The sequence below is a fragment of the Bacillus sp. JZ34 genome (assembly GCF_053903205.1).
This window is the reverse complement of sequence record NZ_CP096403.1, coordinates 2,885,465-2,908,189: the sequence shown is the minus strand read 5'-3', so window position 1 is coordinate 2,908,189 and position 22,725 is coordinate 2,885,465. Positions and strand designations below refer to the sequence as shown.

Sequence of the window (22,725 nt, the reverse complement as noted above, 5' to 3'; positions counted from 1 at the left end):
TATACAAAAAAGTATGATTGTAATCTCACAGCCTGTTCCCATAAAATGAATGGTAAGCGATTTCATTTCAAAATGAAAAGAGGGATTCATATGGAGTATCAGGCGAGTGATACACGCTATGAAAATATGAAATACAACCGCTGCGGGCATTCAGGTTTAAAACTGCCTGCTTTGTCTTTAGGGCTTTGGCATCATTTCGGAGAAGCCAATTCGTTTCAAAATGCCAAAGCACTGTTAAGAAAAGCATTCGATCTGGGAATCACCCACTTTGACTTGGCGAATAATTACGGTCCGCCCCCCGGTTCTGCCGAAGAAACATTCGGAAAAGCGCTGAAAACCGATTTTGCCCGCTACCGTGATGAAATGGTCATCAGCACGAAAGCCGGCTATACGATGTGGCCCGGACCATACGGCGATTGGGGGTCAAAAAAGTACCTCGTCGCAAGCCTTGATCAAAGTTTAATACGAATGGGCATAGATTATGTCGATATATTTTATTCGCACCGCCCTGATCCCCATACACCGCTGGAAGAGACGATGGGAGCGCTCGCCCATATCATCAGGCAAGGAAAAGCTTTATATGTCGGTCTGTCGAACTACAGCGCCGAACAGACCGAAAAAGCGGCCGATATTTTGCAAGAATACGGGGTTCCGCTCCTCATCCATCAGCCCAAATATTCAATGTTCCACAGAGAACCGGAAAACGGCCTGCTGCAAGTGCTGCAGAAAAAAGGAGCCGGGGCGATCGCGTTTACACCTCTTGCTCAAGGGCTTTTATCAACGAAATATTTGAATGGGATTCCCGCCGGGTCAAGAGCCGCAGATGTGAACAGTCCGTTTTTGCAGGCCGAGAGCATCACAGAAGACGTGCTCGGCAAAGTCCGCAAGCTGAATCAAGTGGCAGTCGAACGCGGCCAATCCCTGCCGCAAATGGCGATAGCCTGGCTTTTAAAAAATCCGCGCGTCACCTCGGTGCTGATCGGTGCAAGCAAAACCGAACAGATCGAAGAAAATGCCGCTGCTCTTAAGTCCGCTCGATTCTCAGCTGAAGAGCTCGACACAATTGATAAAATTCTTTCATATAAAAGGAGTGGTCGTGATGACAATCAGCATCTATCTGGCCGGCGATTCGACCGTCCAAAATTATAAGGCGGATTCGCCTCAAGGAGGCTGGGGCGAATTTCTCCAGTCTTATGTATCCGGAAATGTACAGGTGATCAACCGGGCCATCGGGGGGCGAAGTTCAAAAACGTTCGTTGAAGAAGGAAGGCTTGCATCGATTTTAGATGTAATCAAACAGAACGATTGGCTGTTCGTTCAGATGGGGCACAATGACGCGTCGAAAGACAAACCAGAACGCTATACTGAGCCGTATACAACGTATAAACAATACTTGAAAATGTACGTCGACGGCGCGCGTCAAAAAGGAGCTTCGCCGCTTCTCATCACGCCTGTCGCAAGGCTCCATTACAAGGACGGCGTCTTTTTGAACGATTTCCCGGACTACTGCATCGCGATGAAGCAGGTGGCAAGTGAAGAAAACGTCCGCTTGATCGATTTAATGGACAAAAGCCTGCAGCATTTTGCGGAAAAAGGGTACAGCGAAGTATTTAAATATTTTATGATCTCGGAAAATGTCAACGACTACACACATTTTACGAAAAAAGGGGCCCGGGAAATGGCGAAGCTTGTCTCTATCGGCATTCGAGAGCTCGGTCTGCCGTTTGTTAAAGAGACGGTATGAAGATGAACGGAAAACTGTACCACGGCGCTTGCTTTTATCCCGAATTATGGGATGAGGACGTGCTGGATGAAGATATCTGGATGATGAAGCGAGCCGGGATTAATGTCGTCAGAATCGGGGAGTTTGCCTGGTCAAGGATGGAGCCGGAAGAAGGAAGGATCGATGTCGGATTTTTTGCCGGCGTCATCCGAAAGCTCCACGACAACAAAATTGAAACGGTCATGTGCACACCGACTGCGACACCGCCGATCTGGCTGACCCACGGGCATCCGGAAAGAATGCATGTGAATGAAAAAGGAGAGACGATGGGACACGGTTCGAGGCAGCATGCCTGCACAAACCATCCGTATTTTAGAGAGCGGGCCCGCCTGATCATCAAACATATCGCCAAAGAGCTCGGAGAACTGCCGGGATTGATCGGGTGGCAGCTTGACAATGAATTCAAATGCCATGTCGCAGAATGCATGTGTGAAACGTGCAACACATTATGGCACAAATGGCTGGAAGACCGCTATCAGACGATTGACCGTCTGAATGAGGCTTGGGGTACAGGCGTATGGAGCGAAACGTATCAGCGCTTCGAGCAAGTTCCGCAGCCTGGACCGACCCCGTTTTTGCACAATTCTTCTTTAAGGACGATGTATCAGCTGTTTTCGATGGACAAGATTTCTGAATTTGCGCGTGAGCAGGCTGAGGTGATCAGAACATATTCCAACGCCCCGATCACCCATAACAGCAGCGTCATGTTCGGCGTTGATCATGAAGATCTTTTCAAGAGCCTTGATTTCGCCTCGTTTGATACGTACGCCAGCCAGGAAAACAGTGCCGCCTTTTTGTTTAATTGTGATTTATGGAGAAACATTAAAAAAGGACGGCCGTTTTGGATAATGGAAACGAGCCCTTCCTACAGCGCTTCGCTTGAAAGCTATGCCGTGCCTCATCAAAACGGCTATTTGAAGGCTGAAGCGGTCTCTTCTTATGCTCTTGGCGGAGCCGCGTTCTGCTATTGGCTGTGGCGTCAGCAGAGAGCCGGATCTGAACAGCCGCATGGATCAGTGATCAGCGCATGGGGGGAGCCTGATGTGGGATATGATCATGTGCTCGAAGTCGAGCAGGCGAGACGGGAGGTTGAGCACATCATGCTGGCGACGGACCCTTTGCAGGCTGAAACAGCCGTCGTCTATTCGGATCGTGCAAAGGTGTTTTTGAAAACGGAGCCACATCGGGGTCTTCACTACAGAACACTGATCACCGAGTTTTATAACCGATTGTTAAAGATGGGCATTCACAGAGATGTCATTCTTGAAGGGAGCTCGCTTGACGGCTATAAACTGCTGTTTACGCCGTTTATTCACTATCTTCCGCCTGCGTTTATCAAAAAAGCCGAAGCCTTTGCACAAAATGGCGGCATTTGGATTGCGGGTCCGCTGACGGGCGGAAGAACAGAAAATCATACGGTTCACACTGATTGCGGATTAGGGGAGTTGGAAAAAAGTTCCGGAGTCAAAACGCTTTATACATTTCCGATGGATGAGCGGAAATCGAGTGGAACGGCGTTTGGCGTAAAGGCGCCGCTGAGTCTGTGGAGCGCTGTTTTTGAAGCCGGCGGCACCGAGGCTGTCGGGATAATTGAAAAAGGCCCGGCGTCAGGAAAAGCGTTCATCACAGAGCATAAATGCGGAAAAGGAAAAATCGTCATGCTCGGGTCGATGCCGGCAGGCGAAGCGGGTGACATCATGATGAAAAAGCTGATCAGTCATTACGCAGAAGAAGCGGGTGTTACACAGAAAACCGATGCCACTCCCGGAACAGTCGTCGCGCCCCGGAAAGGAGCAGACGGTCTTGTCTGGGTCGTGATCAATATGGACGGCAAAGGAGGCGCAGTGACACTTGACGGAAACGGAACCGATTTATTGTCCGACAGGTCCTTATCCGGACGCGTGACACTCGGCCCGCACGAATACCGCGTGGTTTTGTTTTCAGAGAATAAATGAATCGCCGCAGGCGCTTGCCCGCGGCTTTTTGTTTCGTTTTGCTAAAAAAGGGATGATTCCTGCAAAAAAGGAGCAGACACCTCTCCAATATAAGCAAAAAAGGAATATTGACGGTCAAAAGGCTAAACAGGAAAATATTCACTGACCAATCGGTTAAACAGAAAGGAGGAACACTTATGAAAGCACAGACTGAACTAAAATGGCTGAATAGGGCGCCTGCCGCGTTCGGCGGGGTGACCTGGGGAGTTCCTTGGGCAAAAGGAGTGCTGCAAAAAGGAGAAACGGTCGCCATTGCTTCGAAAAACGCCCCGTGTTTGCAAACATGGCCGCTCGCGTATTGGCCTGACGGCTCGCTTAAATGGACGGGGCATGCCGCAGTCTTCCCTAAAGAAAGCGGCAGCCGATTTACATTGAAAAAAGGGGGGGCATGCGTCCCTAAAACCGTCATGAATGTCAGTGAGCAGAAAGATGAAATCACGGTGAATACGGGCGCGATAGTCTGCAGGCTTGGAAAATCGGGGACGGAACTCATCCGTTCGATTTCCATTTCCGGGGAAATGATGGCGAAAGAAGGGCGGCTCATCGCTTTAAAAGAAAAAAGAACCGGCTCAGATTCACAATGCATGTATCATATTGAACGGTTTGAGAGCATGATCAAACGTACGGCAATCGAACAAAACGGTCCGGTTAAGACAGTCGTCAAGATTGAAGGCGTCCACCGCGGCGGAGGCATCGATGTTTGGCTCCCTTTTACCGTCAGGCTGTCTTTCTATGCCGGTGATCCGTCCATCCGGATCGTGCACACGATCTTCATCGACTGTGAAGCAGAAACAGAATGGATCAAAGGACTCGGTTTCGAGATGAGCGCGGTTTTGAGCGGAGCGCCGAGAAACAGGCATATCCGCTATGCGGCCGACGGAGGGATTTACGGAGAGGCTTCTCAGCTGCTTGTGACGAGAAGATTCAATGAAACAAACGGATTCTATGAACGACAGATTGCGGGACAGCCTGTACCGGAAAAGTCGGCAGTCGTGCGCGATGCCGAGAGAAACGCCGTCTGGAACGATTTCAAGCTCATCCAGGATTCCCCTGTTCACTGGCGCTTAAAAAAGCGAACCGGCAAAGGCTGCGCCTGGGTGGACGCGATTCATGGGGAGAGAGCGAAAGGGCTGATGTATGCAGGCGGGGAAAACGGCGGCATCGCACTCGGGCTCAGGAACTTCTTTGAAAAATATCCGTCATCGCTTGAAGCGAAAGGTCTTGCCGGCGGGAAAACGAAATTGGCGGTATGGTTTTGGCCTCCTGAAGCTGAAGCGATGGATTTCCGTCATTATTCAAAAGACACTCATGTTGAAAGCGCATATGAAGGGTTTGCCGAAATGAGGTCAACGGCCGTCGGCATTGCCAATACGAACGAAGTCAGCCTCGCCTGTTTTGCAAATCCGCCGAGCGATGAAGAGCTGAATAGAGCGGCGGACGAATGGCAAAATCCCCCGCTGCTTATTTGTGAGCCTGACTATTATTATCACACCCGCGCGCTGGGCGTTTGGAGCCTGAAAGATAAACGGCACCCGCTCTCGGCTGTGCTTGAAGATCAGCTTGACGAGGCTCTCAAGTTTTACATGAACGAAGTCGATCAGCGGAGCTGGTACGGCTATTGGCATTACGGTGATGTGATGCATACGTACGATGCCGTCCGGCATGTATGGCGGTACGACCTTGGCGGCTATGCATGGCAAAATACGGAACTCGTTCCGAACCTCTGGCTTTGGCAGTCTTTTTTCAGATCCGGTACGGAAGACATCTTCAGAATGGCGGAAGCGATGACCCGTCACACTAGCGAAGTCGACTGCTATCATTTCGGGGAGTATAAAGGCCTCGGTTCAAGGCACAATGTCCTCCATTGGGGCTGCGGGTGCAAGGAAGCGAGAATCAGCATGGCCGGCCTTCATAAGCCTTATTACTTTTTGACGGCGGACGAGAGAACGGGAGACGTGTTATCTGAAGTAAAAGATGCCGATCGAGCGCTTGAGACGCTTGATCCGATGAGAGCTTATTATCCGGAAAAAGAGTTTCCCGCCCACGCAAGAGTAGGCCCCGACTGGGCGGCGTTCTGTTCCAACTGGCTGACGGAATGGGAGCGGACAGGCGATGAAGCGTACCTTGATAAAATCAAACGGGGGATCGGCCGGCTTAAAGCGCTGCCGCTTCGTCTGTTGTCCGGACCGACTTTCGGATACGATCCTGAAGCTTCAGATCTGCTTCATATGGGGGACGGGAATCATGGCGGCTATCATATGGTCATCGCCTTCGGTGCCCCGCAAACATGGATGGAGCTTGCAGAACTGCTTGAGGATGTTGAATGGAAGGAGATGCTAGGGGAATTCGGCGCATTTTATTTGCTGACTGATGAAGAAAAGCGCAAAAGGAGCGGCGGGAAGCTTCACGATGATTTATTTCACTGGCCGATGTTCTCCGCTGCCATGGCCGCTTACGCTGCCTGGCTCCACCAAGACCGGAAGCTCGCCGAACAAGTGTGGCGCCTGTTGCTCGATGAAAAACAAAGCCATACACCGTTGCCGATCACTCCAAAACAAATCCATGCCTGGAAAACGATCACGGAAATTCCCTGGGTTACAACAAACTGCGTCTCACAATGGTGCCTAAACTTGATAGCCGTGCTCGAGCTGCTTAAAGATATGCCGCCCGATCTGGACATGCAAGAAAAGATCATCAAGGCAATGAAAGAACATCCCGCTCGCACATGAAGGCAAAAAATGAAGGTTGCCGGAAAAATGTAAGCGCTTTAAATTTAAGTGGAACAATTGAGACGATCAAAAGGGGGAATTGTACAATGGCAAGACTGAAGCTGAAGGGAAACAAATGGCTCGCTGCACCCGCTGTTTTTTTGCTCTTGATGGGGTGCAGCGCAAATGAGACGGCCAATCAAGACGGGAAAGGAAAAGAAAAGGATGCCATTCATATTATGGCTCCGCTCCTGTCGCCGGAAAGTCCGGGAGAAAACAGCCCGTCTTTAAAAGCGCTCGAAACATACACGAAAAAACAAATCAAAGTGACATGGGTTCCGAACTCTTCCTATAATGATAAATTCAACATCGTCATGGCCTCGGGAGATTTGCCGCAAGCCATCGTCGTCACGGACAAGTCCCCGGGGTTTATCAAGTCTGTCAAATCAGGTGCGTTTTGGGAGCTTTCACCTTATTTAAAAGACTACCCGAACCTCGGAAAGGCCGATAAAAAAGTGATGAAGAACAGTTCCATCAACGGCGAGATTTACGGTATTTACAGGGCGAGGGACCTGATCCGCGCTTCGATCATCATCAGAACGGACTGGCTCGAAAATGTCGGTCTGGAGATGCCGAAAACAATCGACGAATTTTACGACGTGCTGAAAGCGTTTAAAGAAAAAGACCCCGATGGAAACGGGAAAGACGATACGTACGGCATGGTGGTGCCGAAATGGATGGGGCTTGGCAACGGGAGCCCGTGGGATATTATGCAGACGTGGTTCGGCGCACCAAACCGCTACGGAATAGACGAAAAAGGTGAACTCATTCCGGACTTCACGACAGAAGAGTATATGGAAGCGCTGCGGTTTTTCAAAAAGCTGTATGATGAGGGACTGATCAATAAAGACTTCGCCGTCATGGATTCAGCGAAGTGGAACGATCCAATCGTCAAAGGAAAAGCGGGTGTCATCGTCGATACCGGTTCGCGGGCCTCACAAATTCAAAGCGCAATGGAAGAAGCAGATCCCGCTAACAAGGATGTGATCGACGTCACCGGAACGGTTAAAGGCCCGAAAGGAACGTATACATTCCCGACATCGGGATACGCCGGAATGATTGCCATTCCGAAAGCGAGCGTCAAAACGGAAAAAGAATTGAAAGAAGTGCTCAGCTTCCTGGATAAAATGAACGATGAAGAGGCACAAATTATTGCCAACAACGGTATAAAAGGGCGCAACTATAAGCTTGAGAACGGAACGTACACGTCCCTTGAAAAAAATAATAAAAAACTGCTTTATGAGCACGAAGGTCTTGCGCAGTTCAGCATGGGCATTCCCGAACAAAGATACCATGTGGAAAAACAAGAATCAAAGCTGTTCAAACACCGTGAACAGATTCTCAAAGAAGGGGAAAAAATCGCCGTATTCAATCCGGCTGAATCGCTCGTTTCAGATGTTTACACCCAAAAAGGGGCACAGCTTGACAATATCATTCTCGATGCCAAAACACAGTTTATCATCGGCGACATCGATGAAAAAGGCTTTCAAGATGCCGTGCAGCTTTGGTATAAAAGCGGTGGTGAAGATTTGATGAAAGAACTGAACAAACGCTACAAGGAGACGAAATAGCTCAGATCTTCACCAGTATACCGAAAGGGGGGATGCAGCACGTGGAAATCACCGCTAAAACAGGGAAAACCGCTGTTGAGACAGAAAAGAAACCGACTGGGCTGCAAGCTGTAAAACGGGATAAATGGCTTTATCTTCTGCTTGTTCCCGGTGTTTTATATTTTCTCATATTTAAATATTGGCCGATGTGGGGCGTGTTCATTGCTTTTAAAGATTATTCGCCTTATCTCGGATTTTGGCAGAGCGAATGGGTCGGGTTCGAGTATTTTAAAGATTTCTTTATGAACCCTGACTTTTTCCGCCTGCTCCGCAACACGCTCATGCTCGCCGCTCTCGATTTGATTTTTGCATTTCCGGCTCCGCTGATTGTCGCACTCATGCTGAATGAACTGCGGCATGCCATCTATAAACGGTGCATTCAGACGTTTATATATGTTCCGCATTTCGTCTCATGGACGATCGTCGTCAGCATGACATTTGTCTTTTTTACAGTTGATACGGGCGTGATGAATAAAATGCTGCAAAGCATAACGGGAAAAGAGATTGCTTTTCTCTCGGATCCCGAATGGTTCAGGCCGATGATTGTGCTGCAAAGCATATGGAAGGAGACGGGCTGGGGAACGATCCTGTTTCTGGCAGCGCTCGCTTCGGTTGACCAGGAGCAGTATGAAGCGGCAGTGATGGACGGGGCAGGCAGATTAAGGAGAATGTGGCACATTACCCTTCCGGCCATCAGAAGCACGATCGTCGTGCTTCTCATCTTAAGAATCGGCAGTTTTTTAAACATCGGCTTTGAACAGATTTTTTTAATGACCAACTCTTTAAACCGGAGCGTGGCTGAAATTTTTGACACGTATGTCTATGTTGTCGGAATTACGCAAGGCGCATACAGCTATAGTACGGCAGTCGGGCTTTTTAAATCGGTTGTCGGAATCATTCTGATATTCGGCGCCAATTATATCGCGAAAAAGTTTGACCAGGACGGTCTGTTTTAATGAATGGAGGTGAAAAGGATGTCCGGTTCGGAAACGATCCATAACACAAAAGCGGGGCGGGTATTCGATTGGTTTAATGTGCTCTTTCTCGGCTGCTGCGGGCTGATAACCGTCTTGCCTTTTCTGTATATTATCGCGGGATCTTTTGCAACGGAGGCCGAGCTGGCGGAAAAGAGCTTCTTTATCTTTCCTGAGACATTCTCGCTTGACGCGTACCGCTATATTTTTTCAACGCCGACATTTATCAGGAGCATGGGGGTGTCTGTGTTCATTACGGTTGTGGGAACGATCGTCCAGCTCTTTTTTACATTTACGATGGCCTATCCTCTTGCGAAACGGCACATTAAGGGAAGAAACCTGCTTTTGAATCTCGTTATTTTTGCGATGCTTTTCAGCGGAGGAATGATTCCGACGTATATTGTCGTCAAATCACTGGGACTGCTCGATTCGTACTGGGCGCTAATATTGCCGATGGCGATTAATCCGTTCAATCTTATTATTATTAAAAACTTTTTTCAGCAGCTTCCGAAAGAACTTGAGGAGTCGGCAAAGATTGACGGCTGTTCAGAAATCGGCGTGTTCTTAAGGATCGCGCTGCCGCTGTCAAAGCCGATTATTGCAACTTTTGCGCTGTTTTATGCGGTCGGGATTTGGAACGACTTTTTCCATGCTTTGCTGTACATCAATGACAGCGCGAAATGGCCGCTGCAAATGGTGCTGCGCCAAGTGACGATTCTTTCGGATCTGACAGGGACGACGAATGATATGATGGAAGCGGTGCCGCCTGAACAATCGATTAAACTGGCCGTTATCGTCATTGCGACGCTGCCGATTTTAGCCGTGTACCCGTTTTTGCAGAAGCATTTTGCCAAAGGCATTCTGATCGGGTCTGTGAAGGGATAAAAAAACCGCCTGGCTCATGAGCCGGCGGCTTACGGCTCAGGCGGCTGAGCCGTTTTTATTTCTTTTTTTCATCCAAAAATAAACCGGGAGACCGACGAGGCCGATCAAAATCGACCACAGGCAGCTGTAAAAGTCAGTGATAAGCGTGCTGACAAGAACAAACAATGACCCGAGAATAGCCGCAACAGGCAGGTAAGGGTAGAGCGGCACGCTGTAAGCTCTCCCTTGGCCGTTCTTCCGTCTCCGCAAAATAAACACCGCGAAAAACGCCATGACATAGAAGATGTAAATCATAAAAATCGAAACCTCTGACAGCTTTTCCGGATTGCTGATGATCATTAAGATGACAGCGAACATCATCTGGACGATGACCGCGATCCAAGGCGTATGGAATGCCGGATGAACATGCGAGATCCAGCGGGAGAACGGAAGCTGTTTTTTCTCAGCCATCGCAAAGATCACGCGCGGAAAAGACAGAACTTTTCCGTTTAAGCAGCCGAAGATGCTGACGATAATTCCGATGGAGATCAGCTTGCCGCCGATCGGCCCGAACAGCATTGTCGCGGCTGTGCTTGTCGCATTTTCGCCAAGCTTGACAATCTGATCGGCAGGAAGAATGTGAAGCAGCGCCAAGTTAATGAACAGGTAGCAGGCTGTGACGATCAGTATCCCGCCTGTCATCGCTTTCGGGAGCACTTTTTCCGGGTTCTTCATTTCTCCGCCGAGTGCCGCAAGAAGGATCCAGCCGTCATACGCGAAGAGCGTCGCCAATACCGCCGCTCCGAAGTTTTGGCTGGCGATGCTCTCCGTAACTGTACTGAAAATATGTTCATCGCCATGCCATAGACCGAACACAATGATACATACAATGGGAATCAGCTTTCCGATCGTTGTGACCGTCTGTACCGCTCCGCCGTATTTTGTTCCGACGATGTTGACGATGCATAAAAAGGCGACGGTGATAATGCCGATGAGTGCAGTCCATGATTTATCCCAGGAAAACAAGTTGGCCACTAGCGAGCCGAAATATAATCCGAGTGCGCCGATGATGGCCGGTCCGTAGATGATAATCTGCACCCAGCCGCATAAGAACCCCCAGAACTCGCCGTAAATTTCTTCAAGATATGTGTAAAGCCCGCCCGTTTTCGGAATTTGAGCGCCCAGTTCGGCGATTGTCAGCCCGCCAGCTAGCGTCAAGATTCCGCCAAGGAGCCAGGCGAAAAGAGCAATTTGTGCGTTTCCGGAATAGGAAAGCACGCTGCCGGGCTTCATAAACACGCCGGAACCGATGATCGTTCCAATCACAAGAGATAGCGCAAATAACAAGCCTATCTCTTTTTTTAGTCCGTTTGCTTCTGCATTCATTGCGATGCCTCCCATTGATGTAATCTCTTTTATAGAAAACTATTTTTATATTGTAATACCTTTTTTAAAAAAGAAAAATTAAATAAATTTTCAGATTTTCGCATTTTTTGTGTATGTTAAACATTTTAAGGTCGTAAAACCCGAAGGGGACAGGAATAACCGAACCTTTTTAAGTCATTTCGGAGTTATTGTTAGTTTTTTAGGGACAGACAGGAAAGAAGGTCCTGTAAGACGGTTTGGTTGACTTTTCAAATCAAATCGCCTATTTTTGAGAAAGAAGAAATCTCGAATTCGAGATATTTAATGAGGAGATGATAGAATGAACGTAAATGGCATCCACCACGTATCCGCTTTAACTGCCAACGCTCAACATAATCTGGATTTCTATGTCAAAGGGCTTGGCATGAAACTGATAAAAAAATCGGTCAATCAGGATGAGCCGACGATGTATCATTTGTTTTACGGTGATGAAGTCGCGTCTCCGGGTTCAGATTTGACATTTTTCGAAATTCCGATGCTTGCCAGGAGACGGGAAGGGACGAACTGCATTTCGTCCGTATCACTTCGGGTTCCCGGCGAACAAGCACTCGAATTTTGGAAGAAGCGGCTTCATGAGCTCGGCGCAGAGACTTACGACATCGAGACGCGTGCGGGGCGGAGCGTTCTCCGCTTTTTAGACCATGAAGGACAGAACATGATGCTTGTGGCTGATGAAAAGGGAAAAGATCATGGAGTGCCTGTGAAAAACGGCGTCATTCCTGAGGAGGTCGCGATCAGGGGGCTCGGCCCGGTCGAATTGACTGTCAAGGACGCCGGTCCGACAGCTGCGGTGCTGACCGATATTCTCGGCTTTCATAAAATCGGTGAGGAACAGGCTGATGAAACCGGCCGTACGCTTCACATTTTTGAATCGGGTGAAGGAGGAGCAGGCGCGGAGGTGCATGTGAAAGAGTCAGATGACGGCAGAAGAGAGCGTCCCGGGAGAGGAAGCGTCCATCATGTCGCATTCCGTGTCAAAGATGAAGAAGAACTTAAACAGTGGCATGAGAAAATCAACGAGAACGGCTTTACGAATTCAGGGATTGTGGAGCGCTATTATTTTAAGGCGCTGTATTTCAGAGAACCGAACGGCATACTTTTTGAGCTGTCGACTGACGGGCCGGGCTTTGCCGTTGATGAATCGATCGATGAGCTCGGCCGAAGCCTTGCGCTGCCGCCGTACCTGGAACATCGGCGGAAAGAGATTGAAGCGCGGCTGAAACCGATTCAATAGAAAACGAGGTCCTGAAAAGGACCTCGTTTTTTTATATAAAAGGCATCCGGCGCAGCCGACAGCCTAAAAGGGGGGCATGCTGTTAAGATGATGCGGATTCTTTTTGGTCAAGCGTCATTTGTTTTGTCATTGTTTTGCCGTTTCGAATGAGGGTAACCTTTACCGTATCCCCGATTTTTGCATCGTTGTAAAGAAGGTTGCGCAGCGCGCTTCCCGTATCGGTTTCTTTTCCGTTAAAGCTGATGATGACATCGTTCTCTTTAAGGCCCGCTTTATCAGCAGGGGAGCCTGAAGCGACCTGGCGGATGTAGACGCCTTTGTTTAACTGGCTGCCGCTTAATCCGAGGGTGCCTGTTTGATAGTTTTCCGGCACCTGCTCAAGATCCATCATGCCGATTCCGATAAACGGACGCTCAATTTTTCCTTTAGACATCAGCTCTTCTGCAATCGGTTTGACATCATTGCTTGGAATCGCAAATCCGATGCCTTCCACTCCGCTTTCACTGATTTTCATACTGTTGATGCCGATCACTTCTCCCTTTGTATTCAAAAGGGCGCCTCCGCTGTTGCCGGGATTGATGGCCGCGTCTGTTTGAATGACGTTCATCTCGGTTTGGCCTGCGGACGTATCAACGGAAACGGTCCGATCAACACCGCTGATGATGCCTTGCGTCACCGTTCGGGACAGATCTTTGCCGAGCGGATTTCCGATTGCAATGACCGATTCACCCGCTTTCAAGCTTGAAGAATCGCCGAAAGATGCGACTTTTTCGACGTGTTCAGCGGAAATTTCAACAACGGCAAGGTCTGTCAAGGAATCGCTGCCCAGCAATTTTCCTTCCACTTCTTTGCCGTTTGACAGGGAAACCGTCAGTTTAGATGCGCCTTCGACAACGTGGTTATTTGTAATAATGTATGCTTTGCCGTTTGCTTTTTTATAAATGACACCTGAGCCTGTGCCTGTTTCTTGTTCGCTTGAACTGCTGCTGTTGCTGTTGCTTTCAAACCCAAACATACCGCTCTCCGTTTGTTTTTGATAGTTTGAAATACCGACGATGGCGGGAGATACATTTTCCACCATTGTTGAAATGTCAGACGAATTGGTGCTGGACAATTTTTCGGTATTCGCTTTATTGGAAGAAGCCGATGAGTTCGCAGTCTCATTAGTTTGTGTCTGGACAGATGTATTGGCCGTTTCGTCTTTGCTATGCTGGTATGTCGTGACACCGAGAACGAGGCTTCCCCCGATGATGCCGCTGAGGATCGGCGTCATCCATGAGAGTCTCCGCTTTTGCTGTTCTGCTTTTTTTATCGCCTGGTCGGGCTTTTGATCGGAGACGATGAGTTCGTTTTTCGTTTCAAGCTGATCTTCTCTATTATATTCCATCATTTTCACGCTCCTATTGTTATCATATCCTTTGATGCCTCAATCATAATCAAAGACTGTGGGATAAACATGAAAACATTGTGGGAAATTGTCAAAGAAAAAGGATAGAATAAATAGGGTGCTATTTATAATATGACATGTCAGAGGTGTTCTAAACGTTGAAAAAGATTGGATTTATCGGATACGGAAGCATGGCGCAGATGATTGCAGTGAAACTGCTTGATCAGGAGAAAATCAGCGATGACATGGTGGTCGTCAGCTCAAGGAATGATGGGAAAACAGGGGAGCTGAGAAAACTTTACCCGAATGTCGCCTTTCAATCAGCCGAAGAGCTCGCCAAACAGTGCGGCCTGATCTTCATCTGTGTACCGCCGATGGCGGTAAAGGAAACGCTTGTGAACATACAGCCGTTTCTTCAGGAGGATGTCCACATTGTTTCGATTGCCGCGGGGGTCGAGCTTGACCGGCTTCACGACTGGACAAGCGGACAGGTGACGAGATACATTCCGACCCTCACATCTGAAGCCGGGATCGGTGTTTCGCTTGTTGTCCACGGCGAGCGGGTTGCTGAGGCGGACAAAAGCCGGCTGGAAGAATATCTTTCCGTTTTCAGCACAGTCAAACAGATACATGAGAGAGATATTGACGCTGCGAGTAATTTAACAAGCTCTTCACCGGGGTTCATCGCTTCGATCTTTGAAGAAAGCTGCCGTCAGAAACAGCAGTCTTACGAAAGAAGACGCGTTTCAATTTCTGATTCATTCATTGCTGGGAACGGGCAAGCTGTTAATGGAAAAAGACATGACGTTTGCACAAACGCTTGATCGGGTGGCGACAAAAGGCGGCATAACCGGAGAAGGGGCGGAGGTCATTCAAAATGCCATGCCGGAAGTCTTTGAGGAGCTGTTTGCCAGAACGATGAAGAAGTATGAAGACATTAAAGACGCTGTCCGCCGGCAGTGAGCTGCGGCATTTATCGACATATCCGGACATCCCAAAGCTGCCTGATCAGGCAGCTTTTTTATTTGCATTCGACAACATTCATCAAAATTCCAATTTTATATTAAATTTCTAAAATTACCAATGGTTATTGCATTTCTATTAAAATTCTAATATAATTTGTTAGAATATTCCCAAAATAATAAAAAATTTGAGACGTTTTTCATAAGGGGTGGTTTTTTGTGAAGCTGTATATGTCTGTTGATATGGAGGGGATTTCCGGACTTCCGGATGATACGTTCGTCGATTCAAGCAAGCTGAACTATGAGAGAGGCCGGAAGATCATGACGGACGAGGCCAATCATGTGATTGACGAAGCGTTCAAAAGCGGATGCAGAGAGGTGCTTGTCAATGACAGCCACTCTAAAATGAACAATCTGTTAATTGAGCGGCTCCATCCTGAAGCGCTGCTCATTTCGGGAGATGTCAAACCGTTTTCGATGGTCCAGGGACTTGACGATACATGCGATGGTGCCGTGTTCGTCGGCTACCATGCGAGAGCATCGATGAGAGGCGTGATGTCTCACAGCATGATTTTCGGCGTCAGACATTTTTACATAAACGATCAGGCGGTGGGCGAGCTGGGGTTCAACGCTTATGTTGCCGGTTATTACGGCGTCCCGGTTATCATGGTTGCCGGTGACAGCGAGGCAGCAGCTGAGGCGGAGGAACTGATTCCGAACGTAACGACAGCGGCCGTCAAGGAAACGATATCCCGTTCGGCGGTCAAATGCCTGACGCCGGAGAAAGCGGGGCAGCTATTAAGAGAGCGGACGGCATATGCGATTCAAAACCGCGATCAAGTCAAGCCGCTCACGCCTCCGGACAGGCCGGTGCTGCGGATTGAGTTTGCCAATTACGGGCAAGCCGAGTGGGCGAGTCTGATGCCGGGTGCTGAAATCGAACCGCAAACGACGACTGTCCGCTATCAAGCGAAAGACATTCTTGAAGCCTATCAAGCGATGCTTGTCATGACCGAGCTTGCGATGAGAACAACATTCTCCTAGGAAGGTGGGATGAAAATGGCGGGTTACATCATGAAGCGGCTTCTGTCGATGCTGGCGACCATTTTGGTGATCACGACATTGACCTTTGTGATGATGAAAGTGATTCCGGGCTCTCCCTTCAATGAAGAAAGAAACACGAATGAAGCGGTTCAGCGCAACCTTGAGGCTTACTATCAGCTTGATGAGCCTCTCTTTGTTCAATATTTGTATTATGTCAAGTCGATCGTTACCTTTGATTTCGGGCCATCGATCAAGCAGCCTTCACAAAGCGTGAACGATTTGCTGTCAAGAGGGTTCCCTGTTTCATTTGAGCTGGGGATGACGGCGCTGATTATGGCGGTCATTTCCGGGATCGTACTCGGAATCTTTGCCGCGCTGCGGCAAAACGGCGTCATCGACTATATAGCAATGACCATTGCCGTTCTCGGCATTTCGGTTCCCAACTTTATTATGGCGACCTTGCTGATACAGCAATTCGCCGTCAATTGGAACATATTCCCTCCATCGACATGGACGAGCCCGCTTCATATGGTGCTTCCGACTGCGGCTTTGGCAATGGGGCCGCTGGCGATTATCGCCAGGCTGACCCGTTCCAGCATGATTGAAGTGCTGACACAGGATTATATCCGAACGGCCCGGGCTAAAGGGCTTTCCCCTTTTAAAATTGTCATGAAGCACGCCCTGAAAAACGCCCTTATGCCAGTCGTAACGATTCTCGGGACGCTTACCGCTTCGATTTTAACGGGCAGCTTCGTCATCGAAAAAATCTTTGCGATTCCGGGCATGGGAAAATATTTTGTTGAAAGCATCAACTCCCGCGATTACCCCGTGATTATGGGCACCACCGTTTTTTACAGCATCATCCTCATCATCATGTTGTTTCTTGTCGACATGGCCTACGGAATCCTGGATCCGCGTATTAAACTGCATAAGAAAGGGTGAGCATATGAGCCTTCCAGTCCGCACAGAAAACGAAGCGTCTTCAGCCAGTGATATCCCTGTTGAATGGTTTGCCCCGCTGAAACAAAAGCAGGATGAGCGTGAATCCGTTGCAAGGCCGAGCCTGTCATACTGGCAGAACGCCTGGCGGATTTTAAGAAAAAACAAGCTGGCGATGGCGGGATTGGGCGTGTTAATCTTCCTGTTCATCATGGCTGTTCTCGGACCGGTTCTTTCTCCGCACAGCGTCACCCAGCAGACGCTTTCCGAGCAAAACCTGCCTCCGTCGATGGAGCATTGGTTCGGAACCGATGAGCTCGGCCGCGATGTGTTTACAAGAACGTGGTATGGAGCGAGGATTTCACTGTTTGTCGGCGTGATGGCGGCTTTAATCGATTTTGCAATCGGCGTCATCTATGGCGGTATCTCCGGCTATAAGGGCGGCAAAACAGACCATGTCATGATGCGGGTCATCGAAGTGCTGCATGGACTGCCTTATTTATTGGTCGTCATTCTTCTCATGGTCATGATGGGGCCTGGACTCGGGACGATCATCGTTGCGCTGACTGTCACCGGCTGGGTCGGCATGGCGCGGATCGTCAGGGGTCAGGTTTTGAAGGTGAAGCATGATGAGCATGTTCTCGCATCCAAAACCTTCGGAGCGAAAACGGTAAGGATCATCAGGCGGAATCTCCTTCCGAACATGATGGGAGCGATCATCGTCCAGATGACCTTGACGGTGCCGTCGGCCATTTTTGCCGAAGCGTTTCTCAGCTTCCTCGGTTTGGGCATTCAAGCCCCGTTTGCGAGCTGGGGTGTCATGGCGAACGACGGCCTTCCGGTGATCTTATCGGGACACTGGTGGCGGCTGTTTTTTCCTGCTTTCTTTATTTCATTAACAATGTTCGCTTTTAATGTCGTTGGAGACGGACTGCAGGATGCGTTAGATCCGAAGCTGAGGAGGTAATGTGTTTTTGCGGAAAAAAGTATTGGAAGTCGAGAATCTGCATGTTTCATTTACGACATACGGCGGCACGGTCAAAGCCGTCCGCGGCGTGAGCTTTGAGTTATATGAGGGGGAGACGTTTGCGATTGTCGGTGAGTCGGGATGCGGAAAAAGCGTGACATCGCAAAGCATCATGCAGCTTTTGCCGAAGTTTTCGGCAACGATCACAGACGGTGCGGTCCGCTTTAAGGGAAAAGACTTGCGCCATCTGTCCGAAAAAGAGATGAGAAAGATCAGAGGGGCCGAAATCTCAATGATCTTCCAGGATCCGATGACAGCCCTGAATCCGACCTTGACCGTCGGAGACCAGTTGACAGAAGCGCTTTTGGAACATCGGCCCGTGTCTAAAACAGACGCTCGAAAAGCGGTCATTTCGATGCTTGAGCTCGTCGGGATTCCGAATCCGAAAGAGCGTTTGAGGCAGTATCCGCATCAATTCAGCGGCGGGATGAGGCAGCGGATCGTGATCGCCATGGCGCTCATCTGTGAACCGGAGATTCTGATTGCGGATGAACCGACGACCGCGCTCGATGTTACCATTCAGGCGCAAATTCTTGAGCTGTTTAAAGACATTCAGCGGAAAACCGGTGTATCCATCATTTTAATCACCCATGATTTAGGCGTAGTCGCACAGACGGCGGACAGAATCGCCGTGATGTACGCTGGGAAAATAGCGGAAACGGGAGCGAGGAGGGATATTTTTTACCAACCGCAGCATCCGTATACAAAAGGCTTGCTGCATTCCGTTCCGAGGCTTGACCTTGAAGGTGGAGACCTCGTTCCGATTGACGGGACGCCGCCAGATTTGTTTTCTCCGCCTGAAGGGTGTCCGTTTACGGCGCGCTGTTCCCATGCAATGGAAGTGTGCGGCAAGGTTTATCCTGCCGTTGCAGAAGTCTCGGCGGGGCATCGTGTGTGCTGCTGGCTTCAGGATGAAAGAGCGAAACGGGCTCTGCTGACAACATAATCATGAAATCGATTTTCAATGGGGGGATTTGATGAAAAGGCTAGCGAGCGTATTGGTTGCCGCAGTTGCGGTCATTCTGCTGTTCGGATGTACGGCAAATGAACAGGCTGGGCAGGAAACGAAGAAGAAAGCGAAAGAAACGGCTGGAGAACAAGTCCTGAGGCTGAACAATGAAAATGAACCGACATCTTTCGATCCGCCGATCGGCTTTAATAATGTCTCATGGCAGGCGCTGAACAATCTGATGGAAGGTTTGACTAGGCTTGGCGCAGACCATGAACCGGAAGCGGCGTCCGCCGAAAAGTGGAACATTTCCGACGATGGGAAGACATATACTTTTACAATCCGTGATGATGCCAAATGGTCGAACGGAGACCCTTTAACCGCTGGGGATTTTGAATATGCGTGGAAGCGTCTGCTCGATCCGAAAACGGGCTCTTCCGCCGCGTTTTTAGGCTACTTTATCGAAGGCGGCGAGGCCTTTAACAGCGGAAAAGGTGCGAAGGATGATGTCAAAGTCAAAGCGGAGGATGAAAAAACGCTTAAGGTGACACTCGAAAGTCCGCAGCAGTCGTTTTTAAGCATTGTAGCCAATCCGGCTTTTTTCCCGGTTCCTCAGAAAATCGCCGAAAAAAATCCGAAATGGCATGAAGAAGCTGCTACATTTGTCGGCAACGGTCCGTTTAAACTGACAGAATGGAAGCATGATGAAAGCTTTACGATGGTAAAGAGCGATACGTATTGGGACCGGGATACTGTGAAGCTTGATAAAGTGACATGGGCGATGGTCGATGACAGAAATACCGACTACCAAATGTTCGAGTCGAATGAGCTCGATACGGCTTATGTCCCGGCTGAAATGAGCGAGAAGCTGATAGGTTCTGACGAGGTGAAGGTGTTCGATCAGGCAGGTCTTTACTTTTATAGATTCAATGTCAATAAAGAACCGTTCCAGAATGAAAAGATCAGAAAAGCGTTTGCGATGGCCGTCGATCAGCAGGAAATCGTCGATTATGTCACAAAAAACGGTGAAAAACCGGCCCGCGGGTTTGTGTCTTCGGGAATCAAAGGGCCGAACGGCAAGGATTTTCGCGAGGAAGGCGGCGATTTGCTCAAATATGACGCCGATGAAGCGAAACAGCTGCTCGAAAAAGGCATGAAGGAAGAAAACTACGAAAAGCTGCCCGCCGTTACGCTGACATACAGCACAAAACCGGAGCATAAAAAAATGGCGGAAGCGATTCAGCAGAAGCTGAAAAGTACGCTCGGCGTCGATGTGAAGCTCGCCAATATGGAATGGAATACATTCCTTGAAGAACAGAAGGCGCTCAAATTTCAATTTTCCCAAAGCTCTTTTCTGGCTGATTATGCGGATCCGATCAACTTCCTGGAAAGCTTTCAAACGGGTAACGCAATGAACAGAACCGGCTGGAGCAATTCAGAGTATGACGAACTGATCAAGGCGGCGAAAAATGAAGCTGATGAAGAAAAACGCACAGAGCTGCTGCATCAGGCTGAAGAACTGCTGTTTGAAGGGATGCCGATCATACCGATCCACTTCTATAATCAAGTCCATTTGGAAAAGGAGAATGTGAAAGGCATCGTCCGTCATCCGGTTGGCTACATTGAACTGAAATGGGCCGAAAAAACGTCATGATCAAACTTGTCCGTCTGCCACTTTCTTTGTGCACGCCACCGCACAGAGGCGGGCGGACTTTTCATAAAGGGGGATGTCTCAGTTGAATATTGCGCCTCAAAGATTAATGCAGGGAGATACAGTCGGTGTGATTGCGCCGGCCAGTCCGCCCGTCCCCGAAAAGGTTGACCGCGCCGTCCGATTTTTAAAAGAACTCGGGCTTGAAGTCAAAGTGGGACGTTCAGCCATTGAAAGACACGGCTATTTGGCGGGGAACGATGAAGAGCGCTTGGAGGATCTGCACGACATGTTTGAAGACCGTTCGGTCAAAGCTGTCATCTGTGCCTGCGGAGGTTACGGCACGGCGAGGATTGCCGAGAACATTGACTACCGACTCATCAAAAGCCGCCCGAAAATTTTTTGGGGCTATTCAGACATCACTTTTTTACATACAGCGATCAGGCAAAACACCGGACTTATTACATTTCACGGTCCGATGCTCAGTTCGGATATCGGCAAAGAAGATGTGCATCCGCTCACCCGGCGCTCTTTCCGGCAGCTGTTTCAAAAAATGACGCTCACCTATACAGAGGAGCTGTCGCCTTTGGAAACGCTCGGAAACGGTGCGGCGAAAGGGGAGCTTGTCGGCGGAAACCTCGCTCTTCTGGTGACGACGCTCGGTACGCCTTATGAAATTGATACGAAAGGAAAGCTTTTGTTTATCGAGGATGTCGATGAAGAGCCTTACCGAATTGACCGGATGCTGAATCAATTGAAAATGGCCGGGAAATTATCGGACGCCGTCGGCATCCTGCTGTGCGATTTTCATAACTGCTCCCCGAAAAAACGCGGTGAGTCACTTACATTAAAAGAAGTTTTCCAAGATTATATCGCCGCTGCAGGAAAACCGGCGCTGTCAGGCTTTAACATCGGCCATTGTTCACCGAATATCGCCGTTCCGGTGGGGGCGCAAGCCGTCCTTGACGCCGACAAAAAACAGCTTACGATCGATCCGGGAATTTCTTGATGAAAAAAGGAGGCTGCTATGAAGATTGCCGAAATGACGACAAACCGTATCGCCGTGCCGCTGAAAAAACCGTTTAAAACAGCGCTTCGAACTGTCCGCACAGCGGAAGCCGTCATTGTCAAATTAACGGCTGAAAACGGGATGACAGGCTGGGGCGAAGCGCCTCCGACTGCCGTCATTACCGGTGAGACGCTTGACAGTATTGAGGGGGCAGTCAACACGATATTCGCACCGGCGCTCTCCGGGCGCAATTTGCGAATGGCGGAGGCGATATTTCATGACATCGACAAGCTGATTGTTGGAAATACAAGCGCAAAGGCCGCTGTAGAAACAGCCGTCTACGATTGCTTGGCGCAGCTTTGCGGTCTTCCCCTGTATCAATTGCTGGGCGGATACAGGCGGGAGATCGAGACGGATTTTACTGTCAGCGTCAATGACCCGGAAGAAATGGGGAAAGACGCGGCCCGTTATGTAAAAGATGGGTTTCGTACGCTCAAAATTAAAGTAGGAAAAAACGACATGGCAACAGACCTCGAACGGATCAGGGAAATCCGCAAACAAGCGGGGGGCGCTGTCCGGATCCGTGTGGACGCCAATCAAGGCTGGACGGCGAAACAGGCTGTCAAAGCCATTCGGAAAATGGAGGATGAGGGGCTTTCGATCGAGCTTGTCGAACAGCCGGTCCACCGGTGCGATCTCGAAGGCTTGAAACAGGTGACAGATGCTGTCGATACGCCGATTATGGCGGACGAAAGCGTGTTTACCCCAAGGGATGCTTTTCACGTGCTGAAAACGAGAAGCGCCGATCTCATCAATATTAAACTGATGAAAGCGGGCGGCATCAGCCAGGCGTTGAAAATCAACGCCATGGCAGAAGCGTGCGGAGTGGAATGCATGGCCGGAAGCATGATCGAAACAAGGGTCGGCATCACAGCAGCCGTCCACTTCGCAGCAAGCCAGAAAAATGTGACAAAATTCGATTTTGATGCGCCGCTCATGCTGAAGAAGGATATTGTTGAAGGCGGCATCCGCTATCATGGAGGAACGATCACGATACCGGATGCTCCCGGACTCGGTATCACGAAAGTCAACCATTGAGAGGGGG

The 22,725-nt window shown here is 49.3% G+C and carries 17 protein-coding genes and 1 pseudogene; 16 read left to right on the top strand and 2 right to left on the bottom strand.

Going from position 1 to position 22,725, the window contains the following annotated elements:
- The first annotated feature begins 90 nt into the window (after window positions 1–90).
- From mgrA to M1D90_RS14645, 7 genes are all read left to right on the top strand, one after another.
- A complete protein-coding gene (gene mgrA, locus M1D90_RS14675) occupies window positions 91–1,149 on the top strand; it encodes an L-glyceraldehyde 3-phosphate reductase (protein ID WP_216920395.1) in 1,059 nt (352 codons plus the stop codon).
- Window positions 1,100–1,744, top strand: coding sequence for a rhamnogalacturonan acetylesterase (locus M1D90_RS14670; RefSeq protein WP_023856752.1), 645 nt, complete (start codon window positions 1,100–1,102; stop codon window positions 1,742–1,744). Before mgrA ends, M1D90_RS14670 begins: the two co-directional genes overlap by 50 nt.
- Window positions 1,741–3,738: a beta-galactosidase gene (locus M1D90_RS14665; protein WP_456282847.1), complete on the top strand. Its 1,998-nt coding sequence runs from the start codon at window positions 1,741–1,743 to the stop codon at window positions 3,736–3,738. Before M1D90_RS14670 ends, M1D90_RS14665 begins: the two co-directional genes overlap by 4 nt.
- Window positions 3,739–3,914: 176 nt before the next feature.
- Window positions 3,915–6,506 (top strand): exo-rhamnogalacturonan lyase family protein, encoded by a 2,592-nt coding sequence (locus M1D90_RS14660; RefSeq protein ID WP_456282846.1) that lies wholly within the window; start codon window positions 3,915–3,917, stop codon window positions 6,504–6,506.
- A gap of 86 nt (window positions 6,507–6,592) precedes the next feature.
- Window positions 6,593–8,116: an extracellular solute-binding protein gene (locus tag M1D90_RS14655; protein ID WP_020451070.1), complete on the top strand. Its 1,524-nt coding sequence runs from the start codon at window positions 6,593–6,595 to the stop codon at window positions 8,114–8,116.
- Between the two features lie 41 nt (window positions 8,117–8,157).
- Window positions 8,158–9,111: an ABC transporter permease gene (locus M1D90_RS14650; protein WP_020451071.1), complete on the top strand. Its 954-nt coding sequence runs from the start codon at window positions 8,158–8,160 to the stop codon at window positions 9,109–9,111.
- An 18-nt stretch (window positions 9,112–9,129) separates the two neighbouring features.
- Window positions 9,130–10,014: a carbohydrate ABC transporter permease gene (locus M1D90_RS14645; protein WP_456282845.1), complete on the top strand. Its 885-nt coding sequence runs from the start codon at window positions 9,130–9,132 to the stop codon at window positions 10,012–10,014.
- A gap of 36 nt (window positions 10,015–10,050) precedes the next feature.
- Here the strand turns inward: M1D90_RS14645 and M1D90_RS14640 are convergent, their stop codons facing one another.
- Window positions 10,051–11,379: an APC family permease gene (locus M1D90_RS14640; protein ID WP_429716592.1), complete on the bottom strand. Its 1,329-nt coding sequence runs from the start codon at window positions 11,377–11,379 to the stop codon at window positions 10,051–10,053.
- A 319-nt stretch (window positions 11,380–11,698) separates the two neighbouring features.
- Between M1D90_RS14640 and M1D90_RS14635 the strand changes: the two genes are divergently transcribed.
- The gene (locus tag M1D90_RS14635) at window positions 11,699–12,652 is read left to right on the top strand and encodes a ring-cleaving dioxygenase (protein ID WP_026579835.1); all 954 of its coding nucleotides are present in this window, start codon (window positions 11,699–11,701) and stop codon (window positions 12,650–12,652) included.
- Between the two features lie 82 nt (window positions 12,653–12,734).
- Here M1D90_RS14635 and M1D90_RS14630 read toward each other — a convergent pair whose 3' ends face one another.
- Window positions 12,735–14,039: a S1C family serine protease gene (locus M1D90_RS14630; RefSeq protein ID WP_145624494.1), complete on the bottom strand. Its 1,305-nt coding sequence runs from the start codon at window positions 14,037–14,039 to the stop codon at window positions 12,735–12,737.
- A 158-nt stretch (window positions 14,040–14,197) separates the two neighbouring features.
- Here M1D90_RS14630 and proG point away from each other — a divergent pair.
- The 8 genes and pseudogenes from proG (at window position 14,198) to M1D90_RS14590 (ending at window position 22,718) form a co-directional block, all read left to right on the top strand.
- Window positions 14,198–15,002, top strand: a pseudogene (gene proG, locus M1D90_RS14625) (pyrroline-5-carboxylate reductase ProG).
- 218 nt (window positions 15,003–15,220) lie between these two features.
- On the top strand, window positions 15,221–16,045 hold the full coding sequence (locus tag M1D90_RS14620) for a M55 family metallopeptidase (protein ID WP_023856762.1): 825 nt from the start codon (window positions 15,221–15,223) through the stop codon (window positions 16,043–16,045).
- 15 nt (window positions 16,046–16,060) lie between these two features.
- Window positions 16,061–16,987, top strand: a complete 927-nt coding sequence (locus tag M1D90_RS14615) for an ABC transporter permease (protein ID WP_023856763.1) — start codon at window positions 16,061–16,063, stop codon at window positions 16,985–16,987.
- A gap of 4 nt (window positions 16,988–16,991) precedes the next feature.
- Window positions 16,992–17,951, top strand: a complete 960-nt coding sequence (locus M1D90_RS14610) for an ABC transporter permease (protein WP_023856764.1) — start codon at window positions 16,992–16,994, stop codon at window positions 17,949–17,951.
- Between the two features lie 7 nt (window positions 17,952–17,958).
- Window positions 17,959–18,957 carry an ABC transporter ATP-binding protein gene (locus M1D90_RS14605; protein WP_456282844.1) on the top strand — a complete coding sequence of 333 codons (999 nt, stop codon included), beginning with the start codon at window positions 17,959–17,961 and terminating at the stop codon, window positions 18,955–18,957.
- A 31-nt stretch (window positions 18,958–18,988) separates the two neighbouring features.
- Window positions 18,989–20,614 carry a peptide ABC transporter substrate-binding protein gene (locus M1D90_RS14600; protein WP_456282843.1) on the top strand — a complete coding sequence of 542 codons (1,626 nt, stop codon included), beginning with the start codon at window positions 18,989–18,991 and terminating at the stop codon, window positions 20,612–20,614.
- A gap of 73 nt (window positions 20,615–20,687) precedes the next feature.
- Window positions 20,688–21,620 carry a S66 peptidase family protein gene (locus M1D90_RS14595; RefSeq protein ID WP_456282842.1) on the top strand — a complete coding sequence of 311 codons (933 nt, stop codon included), beginning with the start codon at window positions 20,688–20,690 and terminating at the stop codon, window positions 21,618–21,620.
- An 18-nt stretch (window positions 21,621–21,638) separates the two neighbouring features.
- A complete protein-coding gene (locus tag M1D90_RS14590) occupies window positions 21,639–22,718 on the top strand; it encodes a mandelate racemase/muconate lactonizing enzyme family protein (protein ID WP_195257745.1) in 1,080 nt (359 codons plus the stop codon).
- Window positions 22,719–22,725 lie beyond the last annotated feature (7 nt).

Coding starts and splice junctions, on each gene's coding strand:
- mgrA (WP_216920395.1), top strand. CDS start 91: ATGGAGTATCAGGCGAGTGATACACGCTATGAAAATATGAAATACAAC.
- M1D90_RS14670 (WP_023856752.1), top strand. CDS start 1,100: ATGACAATCAGCATCTATCTGGCCGGCGATTCGACCGTCCAAAATTAT.
- M1D90_RS14665 (WP_456282847.1), top strand. CDS start 1,741: ATGAAGATGAACGGAAAACTGTACCACGGCGCTTGCTTTTATCCCGAA.
- M1D90_RS14660 (WP_456282846.1), top strand. CDS start 3,915: ATGAAAGCACAGACTGAACTAAAATGGCTGAATAGGGCGCCTGCCGCG.
- M1D90_RS14655 (WP_020451070.1), top strand. CDS start 6,593: ATGGCAAGACTGAAGCTGAAGGGAAACAAATGGCTCGCTGCACCCGCT.
- M1D90_RS14645 (WP_456282845.1), top strand. CDS start 9,130: ATGTCCGGTTCGGAAACGATCCATAACACAAAAGCGGGGCGGGTATTC.
- M1D90_RS14640 (WP_429716592.1), bottom strand. CDS start 11,379: ATGAATGCAGAAGCAAACGGACTAAAAAAAGAGATAGGCTTGTTATTT.
- M1D90_RS14635 (WP_026579835.1), top strand. CDS start 11,699: ATGAACGTAAATGGCATCCACCACGTATCCGCTTTAACTGCCAACGCT.
- M1D90_RS14630 (WP_145624494.1), bottom strand. CDS start 14,039: ATGGAATATAATAGAGAAGATCAGCTTGAAACGAAAAACGAACTCATC.
- M1D90_RS14615 (WP_023856763.1), top strand. CDS start 16,061: ATGGCGGGTTACATCATGAAGCGGCTTCTGTCGATGCTGGCGACCATT.
- M1D90_RS14610 (WP_023856764.1), top strand. CDS start 16,992: ATGAGCCTTCCAGTCCGCACAGAAAACGAAGCGTCTTCAGCCAGTGAT.
- M1D90_RS14600 (WP_456282843.1), top strand. CDS start 18,989: ATGAAAAGGCTAGCGAGCGTATTGGTTGCCGCAGTTGCGGTCATTCTG.
- M1D90_RS14595 (WP_456282842.1), top strand. CDS start 20,688: ATGTCTCAGTTGAATATTGCGCCTCAAAGATTAATGCAGGGAGATACA.
- M1D90_RS14590 (WP_195257745.1), top strand. CDS start 21,639: ATGAAGATTGCCGAAATGACGACAAACCGTATCGCCGTGCCGCTGAAA.